The following is a 13687-nucleotide window of genomic DNA, read 5'->3' on the forward strand; positions in this document are numbered from 1 at the left end:
GAGTATGTCTGATAAAAAATGGTATGTTGTTAGAGCGGTAAGCGGTCAAGAAAATAAAATCAAATCTTATATTGAAAGTGAAATTTCAAGATTAGGTTTAGACGATTTTGTTGATCAGGTTTTAGTACCTACCGAAAAAGTAATTCAAATACGTAACGGAAAAAAAATAAACAAAGAAAAAGTTTATTTTCCAGGTTACATTATGGTGCAAGCTAATTTAAGTGGTGAAGTACCTCATATTATAAAATCGATTACTAATGTTATCGGTTTTTTAGGTGAAACAAAAGGTGGTGATCCTGTGCCTTTAAGACAGTCTGAAGTAAATAGAATGCTTGGTAAGGTAGATGAGTTATCTGTAGAAGCAGATGCTAGTGTTGCTATTCCATTTACAAAAGGAGAAACTGTTAAGGTTATCGATGGTCCATTCAATGGTTTTGATGGAACAATCGAAAAAATTAATGAAGAAAAGCGTAAGCTTGAGGTAATGGTTAAGATTTTTGGAAGAAAAACACCATTAGAATTAAGTTACATGCAAGTAGAAAAAGTTTAATAATTGTTACATAAAGAGCGTATTATCTATGCTTCCAATATAGATAATCGTAATAAACATTAAGAAATGGCAAAAGAAATAGACAAAGTAGTTAAGCTACAAGTTCGGGGAGGTGCTGCGAATCCATCGCCACCGGTAGGACCCGCTTTAGGTGCCGCAGGAGTTAATATCATGGAGTTCTGTAAGCAATTTAATGCTAGAACTCAAGATAAAGCAGGTAAAGTTTTACCTGTTGCGATCTCAGTTTACAAAGACAAATCATTTGATTTTGTAATCAAGACGCCACCTGCAGCAGTACAATTATTAGAAGCGGCCAAACTAAAAAAAGGATCAGGAGAACCAAACCGACGCAAAGTAGCAAAAGTAACTTGGGATCAAGTAAAAGCTATTGCAGAAGACAAAATGGTAGATCTAAATGCATTTGAGATCGGATCAGCTATGAAAATGGTTGCCGGTACAGCAAGATCTATGGGTATCACTGTTAAAGGAGGAGAAGCTCCAAACTAAATTTTTAGATATGGCAAGATTAACAAAGAAGCAAAAAGAGGCAAGAGCAAAGGTTGATAATAACAAAATTTACTCTTTAGAGGAAGCTTCAGCTTTACTAAAAGAAATTACATACACAAAGTTTGATGCTTCTATCGATTTAGCAATCAGATTAGGTGTAGATCCACGTAAAGCCAATCAAATGGTTCGTGGTGTAGTTTCATTACCACACGGTACAGGTAAAGACATGAAGGTTCTTGCACTTGTAACTCCAGACAAAGAAGCAGAAGCAAAAGAAGCTGGCGCTGATTACGTTGGGTTAGATGAATACTTACAGAAAATTAAAGAAGGTTGGACAGATGTTGACGTTATCGTTACAATGCCAAGCATAATGGGTAAGTTAGGACCATTAGGTAGAGTATTAGGACCAAGAGGTCTTATGCCAAACCCTAAGACAGGTACAGTAACTATGGATGTAGCTAAAGCAGTTGCAGAAGTAAAAGCTGGTAAAATTGACTTTAAAGTAGATAAAACAGGTATTGTACATGCTCCAATAGGGAAAGCATCGTTTGATACTGATAAAATTATTGGTAATGCCCAAGAATTATTATCTACAATCATGAAGTTAAAACCAACGTCGTCAAAAGGAACGTATGTAAAGAGTATTTACATGTCTAGTACTATGAGTCCAAGTATCTCAATTGACACAAAAATAGGATAGTAGTTAAACTTAGAATATTATGACAAGAGAAGAAAAATCCCAAGTAATTGAAGAGTTGACTGCTCAATTAGCAGATAATACTAATATCTATTTAACTGATATTTCAGGATTAGATGCAGCAACGACTTCAAATTTAAGAAGAGCATGTTTCAAAGCTAACATCAAATTAGCAGTTGTAAAGAATACACTTTTAGAGAAAGCAATGGAAGCATCGGATAGAGAATTCGGTGATTTACCTACAACTTTAAAAGGAAATACATCAGTAATGTATTCTGAAACAGGAAATGGTCCAGCTAAAGTAATTAAAGAATTCCGTAAAAAATCTGAAAAGCCTTTATTAAAAGGTGCTTTCATTGAGGAGTCTGTTTACATTGGAGACGATTTATTAGATACTTTAGTTGATATTAAGTCTAGAGAAGAGCTTATTGGAGAGATTGTAGGATTATTACAATCACCAGCTAAGAATGTAATCTCAGCACTTAAATCTAGTGGTGGAACCATCGCAGGTATCGTTAAAACATTATCCGAAAGAGAAGGATAATTGTATAGCATATACACATAGAAAATTATATTATAACACACATTATTAAACAATAGAAAAATGGCAGATTTAAAAGATTTCGCAGAACAATTAGTTAACTTAACAGTAAAAGAAGTTAATGAATTAGCAACTATATTAAAAGATGAGTACGGTATTGAGCCTGCAGCTGCTGCTGTAGCTATGGCTGGACCTGCTGCAGGTGGAGCAGATGCTGCTGAAGAGCAAACTGAATTTGATGTTATCTTAAAAGCGGCAGGTAGTTCTAAACTAGCTGTAGTAAAATTAGTTAAAGAATTAACTGGTTTAGGTTTAAAAGAAGCTAAAGGATTAGTTGATGATGCACCAAGCCCAATCAAAGAAGGTATTGCAAAAGACGAAGCAGAAGCTTTAAAAGCTCAGTTAGAAGAGGCAGGAGCTGAAGTTGAGCTTAAGTAAGCTTACTTTTTCTACAACATATGGTTTAGGTCTAGAGGGAAACTCTAAGACCTAAACCCTTTTGTGTATATAAACGTTATATACATTTTTTAGTTTTTATTTAATAAAAATCTCGTTCATCAATGTTAGCAAAAAAGGCTGAAAGAATTAATTTCTCTTCTATTGTAAATAGGACAGATTACCCAGACTTTTTGGATATCCAAATTAAATCCTTCCAGGATTTTTTCCAATTAGAAACAAAGTCAGAAGAAAGAGGTACTGAAGGTTTATACAATACCTTCATGGAGAACTTCCCAATAACAGATACACGTAATCAATTCGTACTAGAGTTTTTAGATTACTTTATCGATCCACCTAGATATTCAATAGAAGAATGTATCGAAAGAGGATTAACTTACAGTGTGCCTTTAAAAGCAAGATTGAAGCTATATTGTACGGATCCAGAACATGAGGATTTCGAAACAATAGTTCAAGATGTATATTTAGGTACTATTCCTTACATGACTCCTAGTGGGACATTTTGTATTAATGGTGCAGAACGTGTTGTCGTTTCTCAATTGCATAGATCACCTGGTGTATTCTTTAGCCAGTCTTTCCATGCTAATGGAACAAAATTATACTCTGCCAGAGTAATTCCTTTTAAAGGTTCTTGGATAGAATTTGCAACTGATATCAATCAAGTAATGTATGCTTACATTGATAGAAAGAAAAAATTACCAGTTACTACACTTTTCCGTGCTATCGGTTTTGAACGTGATAAAGATATTTTAGAGATTTTTGACCTTGCAGAAGAAGTAAAGGTTTCAAAATCTGGATTAAAAAAAGTTATCGGTCGTAAATTAGCTGCACGTGTATTGAATACATGGCACGAAGATTTCGTTGATGAAGATACAGGTGAAGTTGTATCTATTGAGCGTAACGAAATTGTATTAGATCGTGACACAGTTATAGATAAAGATAATATTGAAGAAATTCTTGAAGCAGACGTAAAAACTATTCTTTTACACAAAGAAAGTGCGCAACAAGGAGATTACGCAATTATTCATAATACATTACAGAAGGATCCAACAAACTCTGAAAAAGAAGCTGTTGAGCACATCTACCGTCAATTACGTAATGCTGAGCCGCCAGATGAGGAAACAGCACGTGGTATTATTGACAAATTATTCTTTTCAGACCAACGTTACTCTTTAGGTGAAGTAGGTCGTTATAGAATGAATAAAAAATTACAGTTAGATATCGGAATGGACAAACAAGTTTTGACCAAATTAGATATCATAACTATTATAAAATATTTAATTGAGCTTATCAATTCTAAAGCAGAGATTGATGATATTGATCACTTATCTAACCGTCGTGTACGTACAGTAGGAGAACAATTATCTTCTCAGTTTGGTGTTGGTTTAGCACGTATGGCACGTACTATTCGTGAACGTATGAACGTTCGTGATAACGAAGTGTTTACTCCTATTGATTTAATTAATGCTAAGACTTTATCGTCTGTAATTAATTCTTTCTTTGGTACAAACCAATTATCTCAATTTATGGATCAAACCAACCCTCTTGCAGAGATTACGCATAAGCGTCGTCTTTCAGCATTAGGACCAGGTGGTTTATCTAGAGAAAGAGCAGGTTTTGAGGTACGTGATGTTCACTATACTCACTACGGACGTTTATGTCCTATTGAAACACCAGAAGGACCAAACATTGGGTTAATTTCATCTTTATCTTGTTTTGCTAAAGTGAACTCAATGGGATTCATTGAAACTCCATACCGTAAGGTTGAAGAAGGTGTTGTAGATATTAAAAATGCACCAACATATCTAAGTGCCGAAGAGGAAGAAGATATGTTAATTGCACAAGCAACTATAAAAGTTGATGAAGATGGTAAAATTTTAGAGGACAAAATTATCTCTCGTCAAGAAGGTGATTTCCCTGTTATTGACCCAATCAATGTTAATTATACAGATGTTGCACCAAACCAAATTGCATCGATTTCAGCTTCATTAATTCCTTTCTTGGAACATGATGATGCCAACCGTGCATTGATGGGATCTAACATGATGCGTCAGGCAGTACCATTATTACGTCCTGAAGCACCAATTGTAGGTACAGGTTTAGAACGTCAAGTAGCATCAGATTCTAGAGTGTTGATTAATGCTGAAGCAGATGGTACTGTTGAGTATGTAGATGCTCAGAAAGTTACTATTAGATATGAGCGTACAGAAGAAGCTGCCATGGTTAGTTTTGAAAGTGATACTAAAACATATCCTTTAGTAAAATTCAGAAAAACCAATCAAGGTACTTCTATTAACTTAAAACCAATCGTTGAGAAAGGTGATAAAGTTGCTAAAGGTCAAGTTCTTTGTGAAGGTTATGCTACTGAAAATGGAGAATTAGCGCTTGGTAGAAATATGAAAGTAGCCTTTATGCCTTGGAAAGGGTATAACTTTGAGGATGCAATTGTAATTTCTGAAAAAGTAGTTAGAGATGATGTATTTACATCTATTCACATTGATGAATATTCATTAGAAGTAAGAGATACAAAATTAGGTAACGAAGAGTTAACTAATGATATTCCTAACGTTTCTGAAGAAGCAACTAAAGATTTAGATGAAAATGGTATGATTCGCATTGGTGCGGAAATTCATCCAGGTGATATCTTAATCGGTAAGATTACTCCAAAAGGAGAATCAGACCCAACTCCAGAAGAAAAACTTTTAAGAGCTATTTTCGGAGATAAGGCTGGTGATGTTAAAGATGCATCTTTAAAAGCATCTCCATCTCTTCATGGTGTTGTAATCGGTAAAAAATTATTTGCTAGAGCTGTAAAAGACAAACGTAAGAGAGCACAAGATAAAGAAGATATCGAAAAGTTAGAAGATGTTTATGATAACAGATTTGATGATCTTAAAAATGTTCTTGTTGATAAGTTATTTAATATCGTTAATGGAAAAACGGCACAAGGAATCTATAATGATTTAGGTGAAGAAATTATTCCTAAAGGTAAAAAATATACCTTAAAAATGTTAAATGCTGTAGATGATTATACACATTTAACTTCAGGAAAATGGACAACTGATGATCATACTAATGAGCTTGTTGCAGATCTAATCCATAACTATAAGATTAAGGAAAATGATTTACAAGGATCATTAAGACGTGAGAAGTTTACAATCTCTGTTGGTGATGAGTTACCTGCAGGTATCATTAAATTAGCTAAAATTTATATAGCTAAAAAGCGTAAGCTTAAAGTTGGTGATAAAATGGCGGGTCGTCACGGTAACAAAGGTATTGTTGCACGTATCGTTCGTCAGGAAGATATGCCATTCTTAGAAGATGGAACGCCAGTTGATATTGTATTGAATCCATTAGGTGTACCTTCTCGTATGAACATTGGTCAGATCTATGAAACAGTATTAGGTTGGGCAGGTAAAGATTTAGGTAAAAAGTATGCAACACCAATTTTTGATGGTGCAACTTTAGATCAAATTAATGCCTACACAGATGAAGCTGGTATTCCAAGATTCGGTCATACTTATCTTTACGATGGTGGAACAGGAGATCGTTTTGATCAACCAGCAACAGTTGGTGTGATTTATATGATTAAACTTGGTCACATGATTGATGATAAGATGCATGCACGTTCTATCGGACCATACTCATTAATTACACAACAACCATTAGGTGGTAAAGCACAATTTGGTGGTCAACGTTTTGGAGAGATGGAAGTATGGGCACTTGAGGCTTATGGAGCATCAAGTACACTACGTGAGATCTTAACTGTAAAATCAGATGATGTTATTGGTAGAGCTAAAACTTACGAAGCTATCGTTAAGGGAGAGCCTATGCCAGAACCAGGACTTCCAGAATCATTCAACGTACTTATGCACGAATTGAAAGGTTTAGGATTAGATATTAGATTGGAAGAATAATTTATTAGAAATTATTCTATGTGAATAAGGTTCGCGCAGGGATAACTCGAGAGTTGTCCGTAATCGCAAAATTATTCATAACAATCGCAAAAAATTATTGGGCAGTTAGCAATAACTGCCCATACATAACACAAAATAACATGGCAAGAAAACAAGATAAGAATACAGTACAGAAATTTAACAAAATTTCTATTGGTTTAGCATCGCCTGAGTCTGTTTTAGGAGCGTCTCGAGGTGAGGTATTAAAGCCAGAAACTATTAATTATCGAACACACAAACCAGAAAGAGATGGTTTGTTCTGTGAGCGTATTTTTGGTCCTGTGAAGGATTTTGAATGTGCTTGTGGTAAATATAAAAGAATACGTTACAAAGGTATTGTTTGTGACCGTTGTGGTGTAGAAGTTACAGAAAAGAAAGTACGTAGAGATCGTGTTGGTCATATTAACTTAGTTGTACCAGTTGCACATATCTGGTATTTCCGTTCTTTACCAAATAAAATAGGTTACCTTCTTGGATTACCATCTAAGAAATTAGATATGATTATCTATTATGAGCGTTACGTGGTTATTCAACCAGGTATTGCTATGAATGCTGAAGGTGAGCCAGTACAAAAAATGGATTTCTTAACTGAAGAAGAGTATCTAAATATCTTAGAAACTATTCCTCAAGAAAACCAATATTTAGATGATACAGACCCTAACAAATTCATCGCTAAGATGGGTGCTGAGTGCCTTATTGATTTATTAGCACGTATAGATTTAGATCAATTATCTTATGATTTAAGACATAAAGCTAATAATGAAACATCTAAGCAACGTAAAACTGAAGCTTTAAAACGTTTACAAGTTGTTGAAGCGTTTAGAGATTCTAACTTAGTTAGAGAGAACAGACCTGAGTGGATGATCATGAAAGCTGTTCCAGTAATTCCACCAGAATTAAGACCTTTAGTGCCTTTAGATGGTGGTCGTTTTGCGACTTCAGATTTAAATGATTTATACCGTCGTGTAATTATCCGTAACAACCGTCTTAAAAGATTGGTTGAGATAAAAGCACCAGAGGTTATTTTACGTAATGAGAAACGTATGTTACAAGAATCAGTAGATTCATTATTTGATAACACACGTAAATCATCTGCAGTAAAAACAGATTCTAACAGACCATTAAAATCATTATCAGATTCACTTAAAGGTAAGCAAGGGCGTTTCCGTCAAAACTTACTTGGTAAGCGTGTGGATTATTCAGCACGTTCTGTAATTGTTGTTGGACCAGAATTGAGATTATTCGAATGTGGTTTACCAAAAGATATGGCTGCAGAGCTTTACAAACCTTTTGTAATTAGAAAATTAATTGAAAGAGGAATTGTAAAAACTGTAAAATCTGCTAAAAAAATTATCGATAGAAAAGAACCTGTAGTTTGGGATATTTTAGAGAATGTTTTAAAAGGACATCCAGTTCTTTTAAACCGTGCTCCTACATTACACAGACTAGGTATTCAAGCATTCCAACCTAAGCTTATTGAAGGTAAAGCGATTCAGTTACACCCATTAGTGTGTACTGCATTTAACGCCGATTTCGATGGTGACCAGATGGCGGTGCATTTGCCATTAGGACCAGAAGCTATTTTAGAATGTCAGATGTTACTTTTAGCATCACATAATATTTTGAACCCTGCAAATGGTTCTCCAGTTACTGTACCTTCTCAGGATATGGTACTTGGTTTATATTATATGACTAAGCTAAGAAAAACGGATGCAGATTATACTGTAAAAGGTCAAGGTTTAACATTCTACTCTCCTGAAGAAGTAAACATTGCTTATAACGAAAAGCAAGTTGATTTAAATGCAGGTATTAAAGTTAGAACAACTGACTTTAATGAAGAGGGAGAATTAACAACTCAAATTATTGAAACTACTGTAGGTCGTGTATTATTTAACGAACATGTACCTGAAGCAGCTGGTTATATAAATGAAGTTTTAACTAAAAAATCATTAAGAGAAATTATTCATGGTATTCTTAAGAAAACTAGTGTACCAGAAACGGCTGATTTCTTAGATGCAATTAAAACTTTAGGTTACAAATTTGCATTCCAAGGTGGTTTATCATTTAGTTTAGGTGATATTATTATTCCAGCTGAAAAGCAAGGAATGATTGATGCTGCTAATACTCAAGTTGATGGTATTATGGGTAACTATAATATGGGACTTATTACTAACAACGAACGTTATAACCAGGTTATTGATATCTGGACGTCTACAAATGCTGAATTGACTGAATTGTCAATGAAGCGTATTCGTGAAGATAAACAAGGGTTTAACTCGGTGTTTATGATGCTTGATTCTGGTGCAAGGGGTTCTAAAGAACAGATTCGTCAGTTAACAGGTATGCGTGGATTAATGGCTAAGCCTAAAAAATCTACTGCCGGTGGTGGTGAAATTATTGAAAATCCAATTCTTTCTAACTTTAAGGAAGGACTTTCAATTTTAGAATACTTTATCTCTACTCACGGTGCTCGTAAAGGTCTTGCCGATACAGCTCTTAAAACAGCTGATGCAGGTTACTTAACACGTCGTTTAGTAGATGTTTCACAAGATGTAATTGTATACGAAGAGGATTGTGGTACATTAAGAGGTATAGAAGTTGCTGCTCTTAAGAAAAATGAAGAAATTGTTGAAAGCTTAGAAAATAGAATTGTTGGTAGAACTTCACTTAATGATGTTTATAATCCATTAACAGAAGAGTTACTAGTAGAAGCTGGTGGTCATATTGATGATATAATCGCTAAGAAAATTGGAGATTCTCCATTAGATTCTATCGAAGTACGTTCTCCATTATCTTGTGAAGCTAAGAAAGGTATTTGTGTTAAATGTTATGGTCGTAACCTTGCTACTGGTAAATTAGTACAAAGAGGTGAAGCTGTAGGTGTAGTTGCTGCTCAATCTATTGGAGAGCCAGGTACTCAGTTAACATTACGTACATTCCACGTTGGGGGTATTGCAGGTAACATTTCTGAAGATAATAAGTTAACTGTTAAATTTGACGGTATTGCTGAAATCGAAGATTTAAAAACTGTAAAATCTAAAGATAATGAAGGTAAAGAGGTAGATGTAGTGATCTCTAGAACTTCAGAATTGAAATTAATGGATGCTAAAACAGGAATTGTTTTAAGTACAAGTAATATTCCTTATGGTTCATTTGTTTACGTGAAACCAGGTGATAAGCTTAAGAAAGACGATGTTGTTTGTTCTTGGGATCCATATAACGGTGTTATTATTTCAGAATTTGCTGGTAAAGTGAAGTATGAAAACATCGAACAAGGTATTACTTACCAAGTTGAAATTGATGAGCAAACTGGTTTCCAAGAAAAGGTAATTTCAGAATCTAGAAACAAAAAATTAATACCAACGTTATTAATTGAAGATTCTAAAGGTGAAACTATCCGTTCTTACAACTTACCAGTAGGTGCACACATTATGATTGATGATGGTGATGATATTGAAATCGGTAAGATTTTAGTTAAGATACCTCGTAAATCTGCTAAAGCAGGTGATATTACGGGTGGTCTTCCTCGTGTAACTGAATTGTTTGAAGCACGTAACCCTTCTAATCCTGCTGTTGTAAGTGAGATTGATGGTGTTGTTTCTTTCGGTAAAATTAAACGTGGTAACCGTGAAATCATCATTGAGTCTAAATTAGGAGAGGTTAAGAAATACTTAGTAAAATTATCTAATCAAATTCTTGTACAAGAGAATGATTATGTAAAAGCTTGTATGCCTTTATCTGATGGTTCTATTACACCAAATGATATTCTTAACATTAAAGGGCCATCTGCGGTTCAACAATACTTAGTAAATGAAGTACAAGAAGTATATCGTTTACAAGGTGTGAAAATTAATGATAAGCACTTCGAGGTTGTTGTAAGACAAATGATGCGTAAAGTTAGAATTATTGATTCTGGTGATACTATTTTCTTAGAAAATCAATTAGGTCATAAATCAGATTTCATTGAAGAAAATGATAAGATTTTCGGAATGAAAGTTGTTGAAGATGCTGGTGATTCTGTGAATTTAAAATCAGGTCAAATTGTAACGGTAAGAGATTTAAGAGACGAAAACTCAAGCTTACGTAGAGAAGATAAGAATCTTGTTACTGCTAGAGATGCTAAACCTGCGACTGCAACTCCAATTTTACAAGGTATTACAAGAGCTTCATTACAAACTAAGTCGTTTATTTCTGCGGCATCGTTCCAGGAAACGACTAAGGTTCTTAACGAAGCAGCGGTAAATGGTAAAGTTGATTCACTTGAAGGACTTAAAGAAAATGTAATTGTTGGTCATAGAATTCCTGCAGGTACAGGTGTTAGAGAATTTGAAAACATTATTGTAGGTTCTAGAGAAGAATTTAATGAAATGATGAAAGCTAAAGAAGAGATGAATTTTAATTAATTCTCTAGTTTTTTTCAAAATAATAAATAAATTAAAAGCCTTCTTGTATTTTTACATGAAGGCTTTTTTAATTTAAAAAGTATTAATGAAGACTTCCTTTTTTAGGAAGCATAAATAATTTAGCATGGCAGACGAAAAAAATAATCCAAATAATAAAAAAGGGCAAATTAATATTGAGCTAGATGAGAAGATAGCAGAGGGTACATATTCTAATTTGGCTATAATTAATCATTCAGTATCAGAATTTGTTGTAGACTTTGTAAGTATTATGCCTGGTACACCTAAAAGTAAAGTAAAGTCTAGAATAATTTTAACACCACAGCATGCTAAACGTTTATTAAAAGCATTAGCTGAAAATGTTACCCGTTTTGAAAATGCTCATGGAGAAATAAAAGATTATGAGCAACCTCCAATACCATTAAATTTTGGACCAACAGGTCAAGCTTAATTTTTTTGATTCAAAAACAATTATAGCTTAAACCTATTGTTTATTTATATTAAATAGTTTTTTGTTATTTAAAAGGCTTATTTTAATATTGTTTATAGAAGATTTTTAATTTAATTAATCACGTTGTAGGTTATTTTAATTAAAGTCCTTTAAATTGGCTTTAATTGATTTTTCACCTATCTTATTACAAATAAAAACCCTTAAAAATTAATTTAAGGGTTTTTTTATGTGTAATCTGTTAATAGTAAAATTACCATATATAAGATAATCATAAATTTTTAATCAAATTCAGAAGTCATATGGAATGTAATAGTAGGATATTTCTGTTGTGTCATTTGTAATGTAAACATAGAATCTGCTAAAAAGACTAATTGATTCTGTTTGTCTTTGGCTAAAAAACGCTGTTTTACACGTAAAAATTCTTTAAATTCCTCGCTTTTTTCATTATCGGTTTGTACCCAACATGCTTTTTGTACGTTTAAGTTTTCGTAAGTACATTTTGCTCCATATTCGTGTTCTAAACGGTATTGAATCACTTCATATTGTAATGCACCAACCGTACCGATTACTTTTCTACCATTTAAATCTAAGGTAAATAGCTGTGCAACACCTTCGTCCATTAACTGATCTATTCCTTTAAATAATTGCTTAGATTTCATAGGATCAGCATTATTAATGTACCTAAAGTGTTCTGGTGAAAAGCTTGGTACACCTTTATAATGTAATATCTCGCCTTCAGTTAATGTGTCTCCAATTTTAAAACTACCAGTATCTTGTAATCCAACAATGTCTCCTGGGTATGAGATGTCTACAATTTCTTTCTTTTCAGCAAAAAATGCATTTGGACTAGAGAATTTTAATTTTTTGTTATTTCTAACATGTAAATAAGGTGTATTACGTTTAAATTCACCAGAAACAATTTTTATAAATGCCAATCTATTTCTATGATTAGGATCCATATTGGCATGTATTTTAAAAACAAATCCACTAAATTGATCTTCATCTGGTTTAACTAAACGTTCTTCACTCTGTTTAGGTCTAGGTTTAGGTGCTATATCAACAAAGCAATCTAAGAGTTCTCTTACACCAAAATTATTTAGTGCAGAACCGAAAAATACGGGCTGTTGACTACCGTTTAAATATTCATCTTTATTAAATTCAGGGTATATACCTTCTACTAATTCAATTTCCTCTCGTAAGGTATTTGCAGCTGTTTCTCCAATTAATTTGTCTAATTCTGATGAAGATAAATCTGATATTTCTATCGTTTCTTCAATGTCTTTACGACTATCACCAGAAAATAAATTTACATTCTTTTCCCAAATGTTGTAAATCCCTTTAAAATCATAGCCCATTCCAATAGGAAAACTTAGTGGAACAACCTTTAAACCCAACTTTTGTTCTATTTCATCTAACAGATCAAAGGCATCTTTACCTTCTCTATCCATTTTATTAATAAAAACAATCATTGGAATGTTACGCATTCTACAAACTTCAACTAATTTTTCAGTTTGTTCCTCAACCCCTTTTGCGACGTCAATAACAACAATAACACTATCTACAGCTGTTAATGTTCTAAATGTATCTTCTGCAAAATCCTTGTGACCGGGGGTATCTAAGATATTTATTTTTATACCATTATATTCAAAAGCTAATACAGATGTTGCTACAGAAATTCCACGCTGACGTTCAATTTCCATAAAATCACTTGTTGCTCCTTTTTTTATTTTGTTACTTTTTACAGCACCTGCTTCTTGTATGGCGCCACCAAACAAAAGTAATTTTTCTGTTAAGGTTGTCTTACCTGCATCTGGATGTGAGATAATTCCAAAGGTTCTCCTTCTTTCTATTTCTTTTAAAAAGCTCATAAATATTATTAAAAATCGATTACAAATATAAGTCTATAATAAGAAAAATTATAAAACCATTTGGAATATAAAACAAGATGTTTTTCTTGTATCGGCATTTTTTTTAACACGAGTTTATTTTTTTTAACTATATTTTAACTTTATTAAAAGAGGTTTTAAAATATTGATTTTTTTACTAATTGTTAATGTTCTGATATGTAGTTTGTTATTTTGTTTTAATATTCAGTTTAGTTTTTTTTTGTACTAAATACGACTGACAAT

General features: G+C 33.2%; 9 protein-coding genes. 8 read left to right on the forward strand and 1 reads right to left on the reverse strand.

Going from position 1 to position 13687, the window contains the following annotated elements:
* Positions 1-4: 4 nt before the first annotated feature.
* The 8 genes from nusG (at position 5) to HSX10_RS02605 (ending at position 11558) form a co-directional block, all read left to right on the forward strand.
* Entirely contained in the window at positions 5-550 is a 546-nt protein-coding gene (gene nusG, locus HSX10_RS02570; protein ID WP_173586644.1) for a transcription termination/antitermination protein NusG, read from the forward strand.
* 66 nt (positions 551-616) lie between these two features.
* Complete coding sequence (rplK, locus tag HSX10_RS02575; protein WP_173586645.1) at positions 617-1057, forward strand: 50S ribosomal protein L11; 441 nt, start codon at positions 617-619, stop codon at positions 1055-1057.
* A gap of 10 nt (positions 1058-1067) precedes the next feature.
* A complete protein-coding gene (gene rplA, locus HSX10_RS02580; RefSeq protein WP_173586646.1) occupies positions 1068-1757 on the forward strand; it encodes a 50S ribosomal protein L1 in 690 nt (229 codons plus the stop codon).
* 19 nt (positions 1758-1776) lie between these two features.
* Entirely contained in the window at positions 1777-2298 is a 522-nt protein-coding gene (rplJ, locus tag HSX10_RS02585) for a 50S ribosomal protein L10 (RefSeq protein ID WP_173586647.1), read from the forward strand.
* A 60-nt stretch (positions 2299-2358) separates the two neighbouring features.
* Positions 2359-2733, forward strand: a complete 375-nt coding sequence (rplL, locus tag HSX10_RS02590) for a 50S ribosomal protein L7/L12 (RefSeq protein WP_173586648.1) — start codon at positions 2359-2361, stop codon at positions 2731-2733.
* A gap of 122 nt (positions 2734-2855) precedes the next feature.
* Complete coding sequence (gene rpoB / locus HSX10_RS02595; RefSeq protein ID WP_173586649.1) at positions 2856-6668, forward strand: DNA-directed RNA polymerase subunit beta; 3813 nt, start codon at positions 2856-2858, stop codon at positions 6666-6668.
* 140 nt (positions 6669-6808) lie between these two features.
* Positions 6809-11110: a DNA-directed RNA polymerase subunit beta' gene (rpoC, locus tag HSX10_RS02600; protein WP_173586650.1), complete on the forward strand. Its 4302-nt coding sequence runs from the start codon at positions 6809-6811 to the stop codon at positions 11108-11110.
* Positions 11111-11234: 124 nt separating this feature from the next.
* Complete coding sequence (locus tag HSX10_RS02605) at positions 11235-11558, forward strand: DUF3467 domain-containing protein (RefSeq protein ID WP_173586651.1); 324 nt, start codon at positions 11235-11237, stop codon at positions 11556-11558.
* Positions 11559-11836: 278 nt separating this feature from the next.
* Here the strand turns inward: HSX10_RS02605 and HSX10_RS02610 are convergent, their stop codons facing one another.
* Positions 11837-13426, reverse strand: a complete 1590-nt coding sequence (locus HSX10_RS02610) for a peptide chain release factor 3 (protein WP_173586652.1) — start codon at positions 13424-13426, stop codon at positions 11837-11839.
* Between the last annotated feature and the right edge of the window lie 261 nt (positions 13427-13687).

Source organism: Winogradskyella undariae (assembly GCF_013285155.1).
GTDB classification, from domain to species: Bacteria; Bacteroidota; Bacteroidia; order Flavobacteriales; family Flavobacteriaceae; genus Winogradskyella; species Winogradskyella undariae.

Bases quoted from the DNA above. Each gene is read 5' to 3' on its own strand.
- nusG (WP_173586644.1), top strand. From the start codon at position 5: ATGTCTGATAAAAAATGGTATGTTGTTAGAGCGGTAAGCGGTCAAGAA.
- rplK (WP_173586645.1), top strand. From the start codon at position 617: ATGGCAAAAGAAATAGACAAAGTAGTTAAGCTACAAGTTCGGGGAGGT.
- rplA (WP_173586646.1), top strand. From the start codon at position 1,068: ATGGCAAGATTAACAAAGAAGCAAAAAGAGGCAAGAGCAAAGGTTGAT.
- rplJ (WP_173586647.1), top strand. From the start codon at position 1,777: ATGACAAGAGAAGAAAAATCCCAAGTAATTGAAGAGTTGACTGCTCAA.
- rplL (WP_173586648.1), top strand. From the start codon at position 2,359: ATGGCAGATTTAAAAGATTTCGCAGAACAATTAGTTAACTTAACAGTA.
- rpoB (WP_173586649.1), top strand. From the start codon at position 2,856: ATGTTAGCAAAAAAGGCTGAAAGAATTAATTTCTCTTCTATTGTAAAT.
- rpoC (WP_173586650.1), top strand. From the start codon at position 6,809: ATGGCAAGAAAACAAGATAAGAATACAGTACAGAAATTTAACAAAATT.
- HSX10_RS02605 (WP_173586651.1), top strand. From the start codon at position 11,235: ATGGCAGACGAAAAAAATAATCCAAATAATAAAAAAGGGCAAATTAAT.
- HSX10_RS02610 (WP_173586652.1), bottom strand. From the start codon at position 13,426: ATGAGCTTTTTAAAAGAAATAGAAAGAAGGAGAACCTTTGGAATTATC.